We start from the raw sequence: 19227 nt of genomic DNA, 5'->3' as shown, positions 1-19227 counted from the left end.
GAAGAATGAGGGTGTCCCAAATAAAGAAGAGTTTATTAAGAATCTATAATTCCCTTTATTTAGTTAAATTTAATATTGTTAATTTTTTCTCAAAAATGAATATCCCTCTTACTAAGAATAATTACAAAATACTAAGGTTGAAAAACAAATATAAGGGTAAACGCTGTTTTATTATTGGAAATGGCCCCAGTCTAAAACCTGAGGATCTAGAAAGATTAAAAGGTGAATTTACATTTGCTTCTAATAAGATTTATAAAATTTTCAACAAGACTACATGGAGGCCTACATTTTATATGGTTGTTGACCCCATTGTACTTGAGGAAAATGCAAAAGAAATAAATTTGGTTGAGGCACAGAAGAAATTCACTTTAAAAGTTTATAAAAAATTACTTAACGCAGATATTTATTTTAATAATAATCTTTATAAAGACAAACGTGGTACTTTTTCAACTAAAGTTATGGAATCATTATACTCTTCAGGGACTGTCTCATATCATATGCTTCAAATAGCTTTCTATATGGGATTTTCAGAAGTTTATTTGATTGGCCATGATTATAATTACAAGGATGCAGTTTCCAGAACAAGAGATTTATCTTTTCTTAAAATGGCAAGCAATTCAGAGCATTATTTTAGTCAGGATTATTTTAGAAATGATGAAAAGAAACCAGGTCAGGCACCTGATGAAATATACTATGGAATGGAAAAAGCAAAGATTGTCTTTGAAAGGTCTGGAAAAAAAATATTTAATGCTACCCGGGTTTCGTATTTAGATGTTTTTGAGACTAAGGATTATGATAGTTTGTTTTAATTGATAATTAAAATGGAAGGTGTTTATGTTGTGCTAAATATTGCAAAAACAACTGTGAACAATGTTTTATCTTTTATTATTTGGCGATGGAAAAACCACTTAAGAATTCCTCTTATAAACAGAAGATTAAGTAAACTACAAAAAAAAGTGGGAGTATTCAAGGATATTCATATAGGGGAAAGCTGTTTCATCATAGGTAATGGCCCAAGCCTAACTGGAAGAGATTTGAACCGCATAGATGGATTACCTTCATTTTCGTCTAACAGAATTAATTTAATATTAGATAGAACAAATTGGAAGCCCTATTATTACACAATTAGTGATTCATCAATGGCAAATAAATTTTTTAAAGAAGTAAACTCTATGGAAAAGAAACAATTGTTTGCAGTAGTAACAAATTATGGTTATGACACTCTTAAAAAGTATTTTAATACAGATAATATATTTTTAAGAAGCTATAGAAAAAAAGATAATAATGGATTACCGAATTTTAGTAATGATATTTCTAAAAAGACATTCACACAGGCAACCGTAACATATGTAAATATTCAACTGGCAACCTATATGGGCTTCAAAAAGATTTACCTTATTGGAGTTGATAATAATTATGCTTTAAAAAGAAAAGAAGATGGTACATATGAAATCAATAAAGAATTACTAGGTAAAGATCATTTTGATAGTAATTATTATAACTCATGGTTTGATGATAAGCTAAAGCCATCCACTAATACTGATTTAATGACAAATGCTTTCATTGCTGCAAAGAATTATTGTGACAAAAACGGGATTGAGATTTATAACGCCACCCGGGGAGGCAACCTCGAAGTTTTTCCACGTGTTAATTTTGATGATTTATTTGATGATGATGGTAAGTTTATCGGAGTTTCAACTGAGTTTAAGAGACAAGGTTTAGCTTAACCATCCAATTCTCTAACTTTAATTTGATTCTCATAAATGGAGGAGTAATTATGAATAATATAAAGTTATTAGACTGTACACTACGTGATGGTGGATATTATAATTCTTGGGATTTTGATGTTTCAATGATACAAGATTACTTAAAAGCAATGCGTGAGATTTCTGCGGACTTTGTTGAATTAGGATTAAGAGGGTTCAGTAAAGATGGATTTAAAGGAGCATGTGCGTATACTACAGATAGATTTATTAAAAATTTAATAATACCTGAGGGATTAAGATTAGGTGTAATGGTAAATGCAAGTGATTTGCTAAAGCATCCAGATGGTATGGATCAGGCATTATCGAAACTTTTCGTACCAGCACTTGAGTCACCTGTAAGTTTAGTTCGTATAGCTTGCCATGTACACGAATTCGAAAAAGCACTACCTGCAGCGAATTGGTTAAAGAATAAAGGTTATATGGTAGGATTTAACCTTATGCAAATTGCAGATCGAAGTGATGAGGAGATAAAAAACTTAGCCTTAGCAGCTAGTCATTATCCATTAGATGTTCTATATTTTGCGGATAGCCTTGGAAGCTTGAGCCCGGATGAGACTGCCCGAATCATCCGAACTATACGTGAAGCATGGAATGGACCATTAGGCATTCATACACATGACAACATGGGGTATGCGTTAGCAAACTCCATAAGAGCTGTAGAAGAAGGTGTGACATGGATAGATGGAACAGTCACTGGAATGGGAAGAGGGCCAGGGAATGCCAAAACAGAATATCTAGCAATTGAATTAGAAGAGCAACGAAATTTAAAAATCAATATAACACCATTGATGAAAATAATAGAATCATACTTCAAACCAATGCAACAAAAATGTGGCTGGGGAACAAATGCTTTTTATTATCTTTCTGGTAAATATGGAATACATCCAACATATATACAAGAAATGCTTAGTGATTCCAGATATATCGAAGAAGATATCCTAGCTGTTATTGATTATCTGAAATCAGAAGGTGGTAAAAAGTATAACATTAATACATTAGAAGCTGCACGTAACTTTTATGTTGGAAATCCATCAGGCACTTGGATACCAGCGGATGAAATTTCAGGTAAGGAAGTACTAATAATTGGCGCGGGACCAAATATAGTAAAGCATAAGAAGGCATTAGAAAATTATATACTAACCAACAGGCCCTATGTTATTGCATTAAATACTCAATCATCTATTTCATCAGATTTAATTAATGTTAGAGCTGCATGTCATCCAGTTCGAATCCTCGCAGATAGTGCCATGCATTCAGTTTTACCACAACCTTTAGTAATTCCAGCTTCAATGTTATCTGAAAACATTATAACGGCTTTTCAAGGAAAACAGTTATTAGATTTTGGTATATCCATTCAAGAAAATACATTTAGGTTTGAATCTAATCATTGTGTATTACCTAATTCGTTAGTATTTTCATATGCTTTAGCGATTGCAACAAGTGGTAAAGCTTCCAGGATTCTTCTGGCAGGGTTTGATGGCTATGGAGCTGACGACCCTAGGACTAGTGAAGTAAATAAATTGTTGTTAAACTTCACAAGTGTTCCCAATACACCAGCATTAATCTCAATTACACCAACACAATACGATATCAGAACCAGTTCAGTTTATGCTTATTAGGAGGTAAAATAATGAATTACTGTGTAATAATTCCGGCGCGTTATCAATCTTCAAGATTACCGGGCAAACCCCTTATAGAATTGTCTGGAATTCCTATGATTATAAGAACTTATCAGCAATGTATAAAAACATGTCCAGCTGAAAAAATCTATGTTGCAACAGATGATGAACGAATTAGGGATACATGTAGGTTATATGGAATACAAGTTATTATGACTTCAAGTAATTGTCTCACTGGTACCGATAGAATTGCAGAGTGTGTGGAGTACATCGATGCAGACGTATTCATTAATGTTCAAGGTGATGAACCATTATTCAACCCCCAAGACCTAGACTTATTAATTTCTAATATAAAAAAATATCCTGGAGAAGTATTAAATGGGTATTGTGAAATAACCGACGAAAGTTTATTCAGAAGTGCAACAATACCAAAGGTAGTCTTCCGTCCAGATGGACGCTTACTTTATATGTCGAGATCCACTATCCCTTCTAATAAAGATCAAGGTTTTGATAAAGCGTGGCGTCAGGTTTGTGCATATGCGTTTCCGAGAAAGGCATTAAAAGATTTTGCTTCGGTTTTAGAGAAAACGAAACTCGAGAGTATTGAAGATATTGAAATACTTCGCTTTTTGGAATTAGGATGGGATGTTCGAATGCTGGAACTTTCTAACGATTCTATTGCTGTTGATACTCCAGATGATATTCAACGTGTAGAAACAGCTATACGTGAACGTAATCTTTTAAATGTATAACGTTTTAACAGAGATCTGTGGCCTAGATACTTGTTATCATAAGCTGCTGTTAATATGAAAAAATAAAGAGGAGTTAAAAAATGAAAACACCTTTTTTAAGCCAATATGATATCATCATCTTTGATTGTGATGGAGTACTAATTGATGTAAATCTTTTAAAATGTGAAGCGTTTGGTAAAGCTGTAGGAGGTTACTCTTCTGAAATTGTTGACACCTTTGTTAACTATTGTAGAAAGACATTTGGAATCTCAAGATATGTAAAATTTAAAGAGTTTTTAAGTGACTTTGCAAACGAGCCTTTTCAAGAAGAAAAGTATAAAATCTTTTTAAACAATTTTGCAAAGATTTGCAAAGAAATTTATGAATATGCAGACATTACGCCGGGCTGTGAAAATTTACTGTCAGAGTTATCTAACCAAAATAAAAACTTATATGTAGCTTCTGGAAGTGATGAGAAAGAACTGAATGAAGTTTTTATGGAAAGAAATCTAAGCAAATATTTTAACGGAATATTTGGATCTCCGAAAACTAAACTAGAGTGTACATCCATTATATTGAAAAATCATCCTGACAAAAAGGCCGTTTTTATAGGCGATGCATTTTCAGATATGAAAACGGCAAAAGAACATGATATAGATTTTGTTTATATGTCAAGATATACAGTCCAGTCTGAAGAACAAGATCTCATATGTAGAAAAGAATCTAAAAAGGTTATTAGTACACTTAAAGACCTTATTTATAGTAGTCATAAATCTGAAAACACAAAGTATGTTCCTATTTGAAAACTTTTGTTATAGATTATCCCCACTCTTCTTATTAAAAGGTGGGGTAACTTTCTCTTCCTTTATCCTATAATCTCGTCAATTCCAATTCCCGTTTTTCCTCACTTAGCATACCTTTTCTTATATCGTTTTCACTCATATGAATACAATGGGGGAGATAGTCTCTTGTATTGCTAATGTAGTCGAAGTCCCCGTTGATACATGGTCGTATATATCAAATCATCAATTATATTTAATAAAATCAGGAAGACTTAAGGAATAATGTTTTTTACTTGATAATTTTATATTAAAATGTTCTACACTTTCCGTTATAAGGTGTGAATTTTTTACATTCAAGTAAATTAATCTAAAACATAAATATTCAGTAGATTCCTGGGAAACAAACACAGAACAATTTAATTTAATAATAAATCTTTATTGTATATTTCCATGTTTGGAAGTTGTATATAAATAATCACAAAATATCCTAATATTCATATATATATAATTAATCACAAAAAGATTTGATTAGCAGCCACCTTAAATGCTAATGCTTAGGGTTTACTTCTTTGATGGTAGAACTAAAAGTGGTATTTTTGAGCGATGCTAAGATATCATTAGCAAAAGGTGGAGATATAGTCAGACTAGTCCAAAAAGCAGGACAAGCATAGAATCAGTAACAAGTACAAGCGTTGGTGGGACAAACTTTAACTAATTATTTAGAGCAATCAATCAGTACAGTAAAAGATGATGGAGGTGAATTTTAGTGGATGGTGGATTATTTACAGAAACTCCGGATTCATTAGTGGATTGCGGAACATTTAAAATAGAACTAATAGATGGTGGAATATTTCCAGGCATGTCTATAAATAAAAGCATTGAGATCCTTGAAGTAGGAGAAAACTTCTCCGCTATGGCTACAATATACCCATATGATGTGATGGACAGCAATATAGTTGAATGGGAAACATCGAACCCTGAAGTATGCACGATAAATTATGGGGTTATAGAAGGTATTTCGCAAGGAACTTCAACTATTACAGCTTATGATCCTACAAGAATATATTCTAAGAGTTTTAAAGTTGAGGTTAAAGAGCCAATAACACAAACCATAGCACCAACAGATATATATTACGTAACAGCTTCAAGATATGATATTTATTTAGATAATACTCATTCAACTGAAACTACAAATGGTATTATTAATGCTTTAACCTTCGCCAAGTCAATGGAGTATAAAAAGATTGTATTCCCATATGGAACCTATCTAGTTACACCGATGGCAGGAACAGTTAATTTCCCTAGCAATATGATAATTGACTTTAACAATTCCAAGATAAACATTGAAATTAGTACTAAAACATCGACAGGTTATGAAATGTTTAAATTGGATAACGTCCAATATACAAAGTTTATTAACGCACATGTTTATGGAGAAAGGGACTTTACAACTATTGCAGGATCGCATGAAGATTGTGTTTCTTTACTCATTGGTGATGCCTATAAATCCGGGATTGAATTATGCACTTTTAGTAAATCACCTGGTTTTAATGTCAAAACATCAACAAAACGCATGAAAGATGGCACTGGTGATGCTTGGTTTACCTATTCCAATTTTGAACCGGGTAATATTGATAATTCAGGTGTTAATGATGATAATATCGTTACTTATCATTTCCGCACACCTAACTTTGTTGATATATCACGTTTAGGAAACTATTTTATGGTGGGCTATAATCAAGGCTATTGGGATTATCGATTCTTGCGATCACGATTATATAGCATTTACTTTTATGATATCAATCATCAATTCATAGAAGTCCAACCTTACAACTGGCAATATTACTGCTACGATAAGCCTCAAAATGCATATTATGCAAAGATTGTTGTATATCAAGATACTGCCCCTAATTCGGGTGATACAGATTATAAAGATGCAGTTGCTTTTATCCGAACATTAGGAATACCTCGTAAATGTTTTATTAAAAACTCTATCCTTTCAGACAGTTGGACTTCAGGATTAGCAATGACTGGTGGACAAGATTGGACTATATCAGGAAATTCATTCTCAGGTAATGGTGGAAGATTACCGGGGTGTGATATTGTCTGGGAAGATGGCTGGGATGCAATGGTGGGCGATATCGTAAAGAACAATACATTTGACTCCACATTAGGTATTGTTACGACAGCAGGAGCAAACCACTCCATTTTTGATAACACCTTTAATAAATCCTATATATATATATGGGAAAGAACGCAAAATTGGCGGATTTTTCGGAATTCATTTAATGGCAAGGGTGGCACAGCAGGGCAGTTTAATATGCACCTAGGAACTCAAGGAGATTCATATTTCGCGGAAAATACACTTAAAGAAATTCTTTATACCACAGGGAAGAACCACCCAGATGCAGCCTATGAAGTTCACCTTATTAATAACAATTTATTATAAAATAAGAGGGTTGAGAACATGACAGAAAAAATTCAAATCCGCAGAGGATTAAAAGCGGATCTACCAGTTTTAAGTGAGGGTGAGTTTGGTTTTTGTTTGGACACAAAAGAACTTTACATTGGTACAGCTGGAGGAAATGTTTTAGTAAATAACTTTTCATGGGCAAACATTTCAGGTAAGCCAAGTTTTTCTACAGTAGCAACTACCGGTAGTTATAATGATTTACTAAACAAACCCCTTATACCCTCTGCCTACACATTGCCTAAAGCTAGTACAACTACATTGGGCGGGGTAAAGGTAGGTAACGGTATTACTGTAGGTAGTGATGGTACTATATCTGTTTCTGGTAGTACAGGCAGAACTGCATTAGAGGTTTATAAAACTGAGCCAATAGGTGAATTATTTAATCCACCAGCAAAGTATAATGCGTGGTGTCCTAGCAATCTACAATTTGATAAAACAAGAGGGGTTTACGTTGTTCTAATTAACGGGGCTAATGCTCACGTATTTTCTATGTTAAACCAATATTTTTGTACGATTAATCCTGATACACTTTTATCCATCACACCAAAGCTTATTTCAGTGGTTGATTCTAGCGGGAATCCGGTCACGTTTGATGTAACTTCCGCTAATAACTTTATGGTATTCGAAGATGGAACCTATATGTATCTCCTTAGAAAAGATGGTATTTATCACAGAATTACGTCGGTTGATGGTGGGGAGACTTGGGTAAACCAGGGGAGAATAGTAGTAAGTCCCAGCAATAGTTTAACAACTTCTAGCAATATTTGGGGAATTACGAAATTATCTAACGGTAGATTGATTTGCGGGTTTGGAGCACAATCTGAAGTTCGTGGAAAACTCATGTATTCGGATGACAATGGGGGCAATTGGACATTTGTACCTGTAGGTACTAGTTATCCTAGCGGCACGACTAGCGCTGAGCCTTGTATTATAGAAGTATCACCTAACAAACTAATCAGTCTTGCACGAAGAACCACTGGCGGAGCACCTGCTGGTAGTGCTCCTGAACCTGCTCTAATCTCGTTTTCTGCTGATAACGGGGCAACATGGACAAATTATAAAAATTCTACTTCTATTCTTAATATGAACGCGTCAGGAGCTACTGCATATGTTCATGATGGCGTTGTAGAGGTATTCGCAGCCTCAAGATATTATTCAACGACTGCTAGTGTGAACACTGGACAATCAGGTAGTATAACTCACTATATTGCAACAATTGAGAATGCTCTCAATGATAACTTTACGTTAAAAGAAACAACTGTTTATGCAAATGCATCAAATAGCGAAGACTTTCATTCCCCATGTGTTTCGATTGATGATAAAAAGAGGTTATTGTTAATGTATATGGACGAATCTGAAAATTCCTATGCTGATGTTAATTATTGGTTTATAAGAGGGGGCCTAGGGTATGTTTCTTACAAAAACCGTGATGGTGCAAAGTCCTCTATCTTTAGCTATAGTGGAAAATATATTGAATATATAATCTCTAATTTAAGGACAGATTTGGCTAGTCTTCAATATGTAGTATCGCAAATAAGCACTGGTGGGACTGGAGCTGGTGGTGTAGTTAACCCGCCAACAGGAACACTTATGTGGACAAAACAATATAGTGCTAAAGTTGAAAAAATACTATTGATTAATGATCAAGATTTTACTGGTAAAACAAGTTGGGGGAATTCATCCCCTAGTTATAACCAATTAAGAACTGATGCGAATGGAACTACTTATAACTGGAACGGCACCGCTTGGGGGATGTCTATTACAACGTTAAAACCTAATTTTGCAATTGCTTATAAAGGAACGGTTGGTAACGAATCAGTTGGCTTACCTGTTGTTGGTGCTGTTATAAATGGAGTTGGTCATGGTATTTACAAAATAGGTCCATCATACGGATTAAATCGTAATACACTTTATGATTTTAGATTTGAATATTGGGGGGGAAAAATGAAAGCATTTGTTAATGATAACGAAGTTGCCGTTAAAACATTCCCATTTGATTCAACAAACGTAATTAACTACACATATCTAACCAATGTGATCGGTACTTTAGATACCACAAAAATTTATGCCATACATGGAAGTACTAGCGGTAATATCTACGAAGTAAAGTTCGGTGAGTGGGATAGCTAAAGAATATCAGAAATAAAGCGATGATTTAGAGGGCTGATTATAGGCCTTTTTTTATTAGAAAAAAAAATATAAGTCATAAAATTAGAGTTGACTATATTTCCTTAAGGTAATATGATATTCATATCAATGTTCTTAATAAAGAACCTGCATTTTGCGCAATTTAATAAATTTTATATAATTTATAGAAATTAGGGAGGAACTTGCGTTAAAGAATAAAGGCCTCTCGATTTTTTTAAATTTAACGTTCTATTTAATGAACGATAAAAAGAGGATGTTGTTTGCATTGACAGAAGTTGATATTTATAGTCGCCGACCTTATGTTGGCTTTTGGATAGGGAGTTCTAATAATGAAAATTCTTGTTTTAGCTAACTTCGGTATGGGGTTGTATAACTTCAGAAAAGAATTATTAGGCGAACTAATAAATCAAAAAAAAGAAGTTTATATTTCGTTACCGAATGATGAATATGTTCCAAAACTAAAAAGTTTGGGATGTAAATTCGTAGATTCTCAGTTGGAACGTCGTGGGACCAATCCAATTAAAGATGTAAAGCTTTTGTTTCATTACATAAGCATTATTAGAAAAATTAAGCCGGATGTTGTTTTAACCTATACAATTAAACCCAATGTATATGGTGGTCTGGCATGTAGAGTAACAAACACACCGTATATTACAAACATAACTGGGTTGGGTACATCCCTTGAAAATAATGGTGTCATTCAAAAAATCACCTTATACCTTTATAAGTTGGGATTAAAAAAAGCATCTTGTCTGTTTTTTCAAAATGAAACGAATTTAAAGTTCTTTCGAAGTCAAAATATTATAAGTAGTAAGACAAAGCTAATCCCTGGCTCGGGTGTAAATTTGGAACATCATCCTCTTGAGGAATTTCCTGAGGATCAAGAAAGGAACAATTTCCTTTTTATTGGACGAATAATGAAAGCAAAGGGGATAGAAGAACTACTACACGCAGCAAAGACCGTCAAAAATAAATTTCCAAACACACAATTTGACTTAGTTGGCAGCTGCGAAGAAAACTACCATGAACAATTAGTTGAGTTAAGTAAATTGGGCATTATTAATTATCACGGTCAACAAAAGGATATCCATTCATTTATTAAAAAATCTCATGCCACAATCCTTCCTTCTTATCATGAGGGCACAGCTAATGTACTGCTCGAATCCGCCTCTTCTGGCCGTCCAGTGTTGGCTTCAAGAGTACCTGGCTGTAGAGAAACATTTGATGAAGATGTAAGTGGTTTGGGTTTTGAAGTAAGGAACGTTGATAGTTTAGTTGAAGCAATTATTAAGTTTATTAATCTGCCATATAATCAGAAAAAGGCCATGGGCATCGCCGGACGTAAAAAGATGGAAAAGGAATATGACCGCAAAATTGTGATTAAAGCATATATAGATGAAATTAACAATGTGTTAGGGGGATAAATAATGAATTTATATCAAAGGATTGTTAATAGAGAAGAAAAAATATCATTAGTTGGACTTGGTTATGTTGGGATGCCGATTGCTGTTTCCTTTGCTAAAAAAGTGGATGTAATAGGATTTGATGTGAATAAAGATAAAATCAATCTATATAAGAATGGTATTGATCCCACAAAAGAAGTAGGAAACGAAGTAATTAAAAATACCACAGTTGAGTTTACTTCCGATGAAAAAAGGCTTCGGGAAGCAAAGTTTCATATTGTAGCAGTACCAACACCGGTAAAAGAAGACCGGACACCCGATTTAACACCAGTTGAATCAGCAAGCAGAACTCTCGGTAGAAACTTAACCAAAGGTTCGATTGTTGTCTTTGAATCCACTGTTTATCCAGGAGTAACAGAGGAGATTTGTGTTCCGATTTTGGAAAAAGAATCCGGGTTAAAGTGTGGAGTTGATTTTAAAGTTGGCTATTCTCCGGAAAGAATTAATCCTGGGGATCAAGAACACCGATTAGAAACAATTATAAAAGTTGTTTCTGGTATGGATAATGAGACACTTGAAATTGTGGCCAAAGTATATGAATTAGTTGTAGAGGCTGGAGTTTATAGAGCAGAGAGTATTAAAGTAGCTGAAGCAGCTAAGGTTATTGAAAATTCTCAACGGGATATTAATATTGCATTTATGAATGAACTTTCCATTATTTTTAATAAAATGGGAATTGATACAAGTTCTGTGCTAGAGGCAGCAGGAACCAAATGGAACTTTCTTAAATTTTCACCGGGTCTTGTCGGGGGTCACTGTATTGGTGTAGATCCATACTATCTTACATATAAAGCGGAACAAATGGGCTATTATTCTCAAATTATCCTATCAGGAAGAAAAATAAATGATGATATGGGTAAGTATGTTGCTGAAAGTATTGTAAAGAAAATGATTAAGGCAAATAAACAAATTAATGGTTCAAGAGTGGCGATCTTCGGAGTTACCTTTAAGGAGAACTGTCCAGATGTCCGGAATACAAAAGTAGTAGATGTAATCAAGGAATTAGAAGAGTACGGTGTTGAAGTAAAAGTAGTGGATCCTCTGGCAGATAAAGACGATCTTTGGCATGAATACAGAATTAATCCATGTGAGGCACATGAAATCAAAGAGATGGACGCCGTGATATTTGCGGTACCGCATGAAGAATTTAAATCTATTAAATTAGATGATGTAAAAAGAATGTTTAGATCGTCAGGGCAAACGTTTATTCATTCTGAAGCTATGAATGAAGTAGCTGCCACATCTGAGTTTAATACAGTAGTTGGAAGTAATGTATTAATGGATATTAAGGGAGTATTTAATCGAACAGAAGCAGAGAATGCTGGCTTTATTTATTGGAGGTTATAAAGTGGGATATCAAAATATTAAATTTCCAGAGGGATCAAGATTTTTAGTTACAGGAGCGGCTGGATTTATCGGATCCAATTTAGTCGAGGCTATATTGAATTTTGGTTATCAAGTTAGAGGGCTCGATAACTATTCCACGGGAAAAAAAGAAAATGTAGAGCAATTTTTAAATCACCCCAACTATGAATTTTTAGAAGGGGATATTTGTAACCTAGAAACATGCATAAGTTCATGTGAAGGTATAGACTATGTTCTTCACCAAGCAGCATGGGGAAGTGTCCCACGAAGTATTGAAATGCCATTAGTGTATGAAGAAATTAATATTAAAGGCACTTTAAATATGATGGAGGCTGCCAGGCAGAATGGCGTTAAGAAATTTGTATATGCTTCAAGTTCATCTGTATATGGTGATGAACCTAATCTACCTAAAAAAGAAGGCCGGGAAGGCAATTTGTTATCTCCTTATGCACTGACCAAAAAGGTAGATGAAGAATACGGAAAGTTATTTACCAAATTATACGGACTCGATACATATGGTTTACGTTATTTCAACGTATTTGGGAGAAGACAGGACCCTAATGGAGCTTATGCAGCTGTTATACCGAAATTTATTAAACAACTACTAAATGATGAAAGTCCGACTATTAATGGAGATGGGATGCAAAGCAGGGACTTTACATATATTGAAAATGTAATTGAGGCTAATTTAAAGGCATGTAATGCAACTAGTGAAGCTGCTGGACAGGCTTTTAATATCGCCTTTGGTGGAAGAGAGTTTTTAATTGATATCTATACTCACTTATTAAATGCATTAGGAAAGGATATTCAACCAACATTTGGTCCTGATAGAAAAGGAGATATTAAGCATAGTAATGCTGATATCTCAAAAGCGATTGAGATGCTGGGGTATGAACCAGAATGGAGTTTTGAGCGGGGGATTGAAGAAGCTATAGAATGGTATAAGAACAATCTGGGTGCTAGAACAGGTGCCAGTATCTAGTAGGAGTGGAGTGAATGAGTAAGCCAATTAGAATTCTCCATGTTGTAGTTAACATGAATAGAGGCGGTGCCGAAACACTAATTATGAATCTATATCGGAATATCGACCGTTCAAAAGTTCAATTCGATTTTCTAACATGCAGAGAAGGTGTATTTGATAGTGAAATCAAGGAACTAGGAGGCACAATACATCGAATTCCATATATTAACGAAGTCGGACATTTTGGTTATATTAAATCCCTTAAAGATTTCTTCACCAAACATAGTGATTATTTAATAGTGCATTCTCATCTAAATCAGATGAGTGGAATCGTAGTTAGGGCTGCAAAGAAATGTGGAGTAAAGTGTTGTATTTCACACAGTCATAATACTAATGCTGAAGGTGGGTTTCTTACCAAGGGATATAAATGGTACTCAGGATTATTTATTCCTGCTAATTCTGATTATACCTTTGCCTGTTCCCAAGCCGCTGCTAAGTGGTTATTTGGCAATAAATCTGATCAAGCTAAATTACTTAACAATGGAATAGAACCTGAAAAGTTTGCTTACTCATCTGAGGTTAGAATGTTGAAAAGGAAAGAATTAGGGATTAGCGACCAACTAGTAATTGGGCATATTGGCAGATTCAATAAGCAGAAAAATCATAAGTTCTTAGTTGAAGTATTCGCTGATTTAGTAAAGAGAAAACCTAATTCAGTCTTATTATTATGTGGTGACGGGGTATTACGAAAGGAAATCGAAAAAAGAGTTAAAGAGTTAAATATACAAGACAAGGTAAGGTTCCTAGGAGTTAGAAGTGATATTCATCAAATACTTCAGGCCTTTGACATTTTTTTATTCCCATCGTTACATGAAGGTTTACCAGTAACACTTATCGAAGCACAAGCAGCAGGAAAACCTTGTTTAATTTCAGATCAGATCACTAATGAGGTTGACTTGGGTTTAGGCTTAATCAAGTTTTTAAACCTAACAAATAAAGATTTGTGGGTTAATGAACTAGATAAAATTGAGTCGAAAAAAATAAATAATACTTCCAAACTCAAAATGCTAAGAGAAAAAGGATATGATATAAAAATTGCAGCAGAATGGCTGCAAGATTTTTACTTATCAAATGCGAGGTAATAATTCATGCCAATATTAACGATATTTACCCCAACATTTAATAGGGCATATACACTTCATAAATTATATGAAAGCCTTAAAGAACAATCAAATAAGGATTTTATTTGGTTAATTATCGATGATGGTTCTTCTGATAATACAGAAGAATTAGTTCAGGGGTGGATAGAGGACAAAGTTATTTCAATTAGATATTATCGCCAAGAAAACCAAGGGATGCATGGAGCTCATAATACTGCCTATCGTATGATTGATACAGAATTAAATGTTTGTATCGATAGTGATGATTATATGCCAGACAATGCAGTTGAAAAAATAGTGACTTTCTGGAAAGAAAATGGTGATGAGCAAATAGGTGGTATTGTTGGCCTTGATTGCAATACCAGTGGGGAAATAATAGGGACGGAACTGCCAAAGGATATTAAAACCTCGACACTATTTAATCTATATAATAAATACGGAGTCAAAGGGGATAAAAAGCTGGTTTATCAAACGAAAATAACTAAGAAATATCCTTATCCCCTTTATCCTAACGAAAAGTTAGTTCCTCTCTCATATAAATATTACATGCTAGACCAGGAATATGAACTACTATTAATGAATGAAGCGCTTTGTTGTGTGGAGTATCTACCTGATGGATCATCGAAGAATATATTAAAACAATATAAAAATAGTCCAAATGGTTTTAGATTTTATCGAATGGAAATGATGAAACTGCCAGACACTCCAATGTTATTCAAATTTAAGCAGGCAATCCATTATGTATCTTGTTGCATCTTTGCCAAAAGCAAAAGTATTTTAAGGCAATCACCTAAAAAACTACTGACAATTGCCGCATTACCATTTGGTATTATCCTAAATAAATATATTACCGTTAAAGCTATAGATAAATAAGGGATACGGTTTGATTTTAACTGTACTAAGGATGGAAAATGAAGATATTGTCGAATTGTTGTTCTTTAAAAAGAATATATTTTACGTTATATTTAATTTGTATATTAATAAGACTATGACTAGCCTATTACTTTAAAGTAAAGGTTTATTTTTTGATTGAATGTTCAATATAAAGAACAAGTATTGATAAGGAGGTGATTTTTATGATTGCTGAAAAGGCTTATAAGAAACCATTGGTTTTAAGCCACCAACCACTCCAGTTTGAAACCAGACATAGCTGGAATCCCGGAAAAGGGAAAAGTCCAGATTCCGATGGAAATGGAGGGATAAAGTTTCCTGCAGAAACAAATCCAAACCCACAGCCATGCGGAGCTGGAACCGCTGGAAATGGAAATAATAACGGTAATGGCAACGGCAATGGAAATATTGGTGTCGGTCAATGCAATCCAAATGTTAACCCTTAATTGACTAAGGTGGGAAGATAGGTGAATATTCATCTTACTTCCCTTCTATCAATAAAGGATCTTATTATTAGGAGCCCAATATGAGAGTAATTCAAACAAAAATAGGCGACCATTTGATTCGTATAGTATCTAAATCAGGCAGTATATATAAAATGTTACAAAATTTCTATGTTTTCGAGGATGATGAAAATCAAACCGTCGATCTAATTATTAAAATTAAAGATGGTTACGGTGTTCCTTTCCAAGATTATGAAGTGGAAATCACCAAAAAGAATAATAGAGTCATCTACTCCAGAGCGGATTATTTAATCGATGTTGATTCAGAATATAAATCTGCAACTATATCAGTTTATGATGACTTCGCGTTAAAACACGCCTTAACTAATTTGTATAGTTCTTTTATTGTTCATCACAACTGGGGTCTGTTAATCCATTCTTCATGTGTCCTTGAACATGGCAAAGCCCACTTATTTGCAGGGCATTCTGGTGCAGGAAAATCAACAGCAGCAAAACTTTCTTATCCAAGGCATCTTCTATCAGATGAAGCCTCACTTGTTAAAATAACTTCTAATGAAGTCTCCGTATTTAATTCGCCATTCCGAAGCGAACTAGATGCTGGACCATTTAAGGGAAATGTCGAATTAGCAAGTATTCAAATCCTTTTCCAAGCGCTTCAAAATAAACGAGTCAGATTGGAAAAATCCGATGGCCTGCTTCACTTAATGGATAAAGTATTTTTTTGGCCGCAGAGTCAAGATGAGGTCAAAACAATTATGAAGCTAATGACACAGTTAGTTAAGCAAGTGCCAGCCTATGAGCTTCATTTTCAAAAAAACAACACATTTTGGGAGTTAATATCATGATGACTCAATATATTCAAAAAGGAAATTATGAAACAACTGAACTTGATGATGAATTTATTATTCTAAATACCGATGAGTTTACCATTACGAAGTTAAATAATGTAGGTGGATTCTGCTGGTCAAAATTAAAGGAAGCTCAAACGGTTGAAACACTTTCAAAAAACTTGATTGAGAGGTTTTCCATCCAGGAAAACCCGACCCAGGTTAAAAAGGATATAGAAGAATTTATAGAGAATCTTCTTCTGTACGGGTTGATTCAATATGCTGATTGATATTCATACTTTTACTTTATTAAAAAAAGCCATAAATAAGGATGGCTGGCTGGAGCTCCCTGCTTCTGGTAATAGTATGTTTCCTTATATCCAGAAGGGAAATCTCTGTCGATTTGTCCCATGTAAACCTTCATTATTAAAAAAAGGCGATGTTATTCTATATTATTCACAAACAGGTCAATTGATTGCTCATCGTTTTGTTGGAACTACGAGCGTAAAGAATCAATCGTTATTTTTACTAAAGGGAGACACAAACCTTGGTTTTGACCAACCGATTGAAGAACATTGGATACTTGGAAAACTGGAAACAGTCCAAAAAAAACAATTCAAGATCACTGCAGATCATTTTATCGTTAGAATCTGGGGGAAATTAATCCTTTCTTTTCCCTTCCTATCAGGTATTCTACGAAACTATTTGAATAGAAAGTTAAAACTACATTTTAATTAATGATGGAGTGTCCTTACCATGAAAGATCAGATGAAATCGCTTATGATTCAATATTTCTCGATGAAGGATATTCGCAGGGTCTTTTCCTTTGTCCTGCCTTATATTCTCAAAAGGTGGAAGGCATATGTTGCCATTCTTCTTTTATTAGGATTGGATATATATCTAACCATTGCATTCGCCAAATTTTACGGGGAGATTACAGATGCAGCCATTCATGGTGGTTATAAACAAATTTTATCCTTTATTCCCTATGGAGCACTCCTTATCTTAATGAGTATCGGTTCTAGTGTATCTTATACCTTCTTTAATATGATCGCGACCAATGGAGTAAAAATGGATCTAAAAAACCACTTTTTTAACCATATATTAAGATTACCTTCTGGAGAGGTGTCCAATTATCGTTCCGGTGAATTAATGTCCCACTTTTCCAATGATATTCATGGTGTAGATGGAGTGATCGGAAGCAGCCTGATTAGCCTGATTAGATTACCGATTATTTATATTGTTGTATTTGTGTATTTAGTGAATATTAATCTTACACTATGCTTAGTAAGCCTGATAATCGCACCGATTGCAGCAATTTCTGGTTTGGTATTTGGCTTAATGCTTCGGAAAAATGGCAGATTAATTCACCGTTTAGTAGGTAATATCAATAGTCTCTTAAATGAAACGTTCCATGGATTTACTGTTATTCGCTCATTTACACTAGAAAAGCAGCGCTATAAGAAGTATGTAAAACAAAATCAAGAACTATATCAATTAGAATTAGATAATGCGAAACTACAAAGCCTGTATAATACGGGTGAACAAATCATTGGTTCCATTACTTTTATTATCAATCTATCTATTGGGGCACTTTTTGTCTCCAAAGGGGTTCTTACAGTTGGTGCATTATTAACTTTTTTAAACCTAGTCACCCATTTATTCTATCCAATTACAGGGATGGCCAATGTTTGGGCAGGCTTTCAACGCTCAGTTGCTGCGCTTGAGAGAGTACTAGATGTTTTAGAAAAAAAAGCAGACGTAAAAGAACTTCCATCCTTTTCGCAAAATAGCTGTGTTAACGGAAAAATTGAATTTCGAAATGTTACTTTCAGCTATGTGGAAAATAAACAGATATTTGAACATTTTAATCTCGAAATTCCAGAAGGAAAGGTAGTTGCTTTAGTTGGTCCTAGTGGTGCTGGGAAGAGTACGCTATTTAATCTTCTTCAGGGATTTTATAAACCGCAATCAGGTGACATTCTCATTGCCGAAAAATCACTTAAGGAGTTATCGGCATCTGAATTAAGAAGTTCAATTGCTCTTGTTCCACAGGAGACCTTTCTTTTTTCAGGAACGGTGAAAGAGAATTTGCTGATTTCCCGTCCCGACATAACTGAAAAAGAAATGGTAGAAGCAACTATTCGGGCTGAAATTCATGACTTCATCCTGTCTTTGCCTAAAGGATACGACACAGAAATTGGTGAAAACGGAATTAAACTATCCGGGGGTCAAAAACAACGTATAGCAATCGCAAGAGCGATTTTAAAAGATGCCCCAATCCTGTTACTGGATGAAGCTACTTCTGCCTTAGATGGAGAAACCGAGTATTATATAAAAGAGGCGTTGGAGGAATTAATGAAAGGCCGAACCACGATTATTATTGCCCACCGTTTGTCCACAATTCAACACGCAGATATCATTATGGTTATGGACCAAGGGGAAATAGTTCAACAAGGAACTCACAATGAACTAATAAAGCAAATTGGTTTATATCGAAAACTTTATGAGTCATCATTTAGTTCAAAAAATGAAAATACTTTACCTTTAGTTGCAAAATAGAATGGGGGGTGAGAG

Annotated in this window: 17 protein-coding genes; all 17 read left to right on the top strand. The window is 34.3% G+C overall.

The features are described from left to right. Window positions 1-5 precede the first annotated feature (5 nt). The 17 genes from M3226_RS04235 (at window position 6) to M3226_RS04155 (ending at window position 19212) form a co-directional block, all read left to right on the top strand. A complete protein-coding gene (locus M3226_RS04235; protein ID WP_308211927.1) occupies window positions 6-809 on the top strand; it encodes a 6-hydroxymethylpterin diphosphokinase MptE-like protein in 804 nt (267 codons plus the stop codon). A gap of 30 nt (window positions 810-839) precedes the next feature. Then, window positions 840-1727, top strand: coding sequence for a 6-hydroxymethylpterin diphosphokinase MptE-like protein (locus M3226_RS04230; protein WP_251562898.1), 888 nt, complete (start codon window positions 840-842; stop codon window positions 1725-1727). Window positions 1728-1777: 50 nt separating this feature from the next. Beyond that, window positions 1778-3385 (top strand): aldolase catalytic domain-containing protein, encoded by a 1608-nt coding sequence (locus M3226_RS04225; protein ID WP_144566335.1) that lies wholly within the window; start codon window positions 1778-1780, stop codon window positions 3383-3385. 11 nt (window positions 3386-3396) lie between these two features. Then, window positions 3397-4137, top strand: a complete 741-nt coding sequence (locus M3226_RS04220; protein ID WP_251562896.1) for a 3-deoxy-manno-octulosonate cytidylyltransferase — start codon at window positions 3397-3399, stop codon at window positions 4135-4137. Between the two features lie 80 nt (window positions 4138-4217). Next, window positions 4218-4919: an HAD family hydrolase gene (locus M3226_RS04215; RefSeq protein WP_144566333.1), complete on the top strand. Its 702-nt coding sequence runs from the start codon at window positions 4218-4220 to the stop codon at window positions 4917-4919. A gap of 745 nt (window positions 4920-5664) precedes the next feature. Beyond that, window positions 5665-7347, top strand: coding sequence for a NosD domain-containing protein (locus M3226_RS04210; protein WP_251562894.1), 1683 nt, complete (start codon window positions 5665-5667; stop codon window positions 7345-7347). Between the two features lie 18 nt (window positions 7348-7365). Then, window positions 7366-9501 (top strand): exo-alpha-sialidase, encoded by a 2136-nt coding sequence (locus M3226_RS04205; RefSeq protein ID WP_251562892.1) that lies wholly within the window; start codon window positions 7366-7368, stop codon window positions 9499-9501. Window positions 9502-9848: 347 nt separating this feature from the next. Beyond that, the gene (locus M3226_RS04200) at window positions 9849-10943 is read left to right on the top strand and encodes a glycosyltransferase family 4 protein (RefSeq protein ID WP_285857716.1); all 1095 of its coding nucleotides are present in this window, start codon (window positions 9849-9851) and stop codon (window positions 10941-10943) included. Window positions 10944-10946: 3 nt separating this feature from the next. Continuing rightward, window positions 10947-12329, top strand: a complete 1383-nt coding sequence (locus M3226_RS04195; protein WP_251562890.1) for a nucleotide sugar dehydrogenase — start codon at window positions 10947-10949, stop codon at window positions 12327-12329. A gap of 1 nt (window position 12330) precedes the next feature. Then, window positions 12331-13329, top strand: coding sequence for an SDR family oxidoreductase (locus tag M3226_RS04190; RefSeq protein ID WP_251562888.1), 999 nt, complete (start codon window positions 12331-12333; stop codon window positions 13327-13329). Window positions 13330-13343: 14 nt separating this feature from the next. Then, window positions 13344-14450 carry a glycosyltransferase family 1 protein gene (locus M3226_RS04185; RefSeq protein WP_251562886.1) on the top strand — a complete coding sequence of 369 codons (1107 nt, stop codon included), beginning with the start codon at window positions 13344-13346 and terminating at the stop codon, window positions 14448-14450. A gap of 6 nt (window positions 14451-14456) precedes the next feature. Then, on the top strand, window positions 14457-15341 hold the full coding sequence (locus M3226_RS04180) for a glycosyltransferase family 2 protein (RefSeq protein WP_251562883.1): 885 nt from the start codon (window positions 14457-14459) through the stop codon (window positions 15339-15341). Between the two features lie 203 nt (window positions 15342-15544). After that, the gene (locus M3226_RS04175) at window positions 15545-15805 is read left to right on the top strand and encodes a hypothetical protein (protein ID WP_251562881.1); all 261 of its coding nucleotides are present in this window, start codon (window positions 15545-15547) and stop codon (window positions 15803-15805) included. Between the two features lie 80 nt (window positions 15806-15885). Then, window positions 15886-16668, top strand: coding sequence for a hypothetical protein (locus M3226_RS04170; protein WP_251562879.1), 783 nt, complete (start codon window positions 15886-15888; stop codon window positions 16666-16668). Next, window positions 16665-16940 carry a PqqD family protein gene (locus M3226_RS04165; RefSeq protein ID WP_251562877.1) on the top strand — a complete coding sequence of 92 codons (276 nt, stop codon included), beginning with the start codon at window positions 16665-16667 and terminating at the stop codon, window positions 16938-16940. The genes M3226_RS04170 and M3226_RS04165 overlap by 4 nt, the downstream gene beginning before the upstream one ends. Then, on the top strand, window positions 16930-17388 hold the full coding sequence (locus M3226_RS04160; protein WP_251562875.1) for a signal peptidase I: 459 nt from the start codon (window positions 16930-16932) through the stop codon (window positions 17386-17388). Before M3226_RS04165 ends, M3226_RS04160 begins: the two co-directional genes overlap by 11 nt. Before the next feature lie 18 nt (window positions 17389-17406). After that, window positions 17407-19212, top strand: coding sequence for an ABC transporter ATP-binding protein (locus M3226_RS04155; RefSeq protein WP_251562873.1), 1806 nt, complete (start codon window positions 17407-17409; stop codon window positions 19210-19212). The last annotated feature ends 15 nt before the right edge of the window (window positions 19213-19227 follow it).

The sequence above is a fragment of the Neobacillus cucumis genome, assembly GCF_023715505.1.
This window is presented reverse-complemented; position numbering and strand designations above follow the sequence as displayed.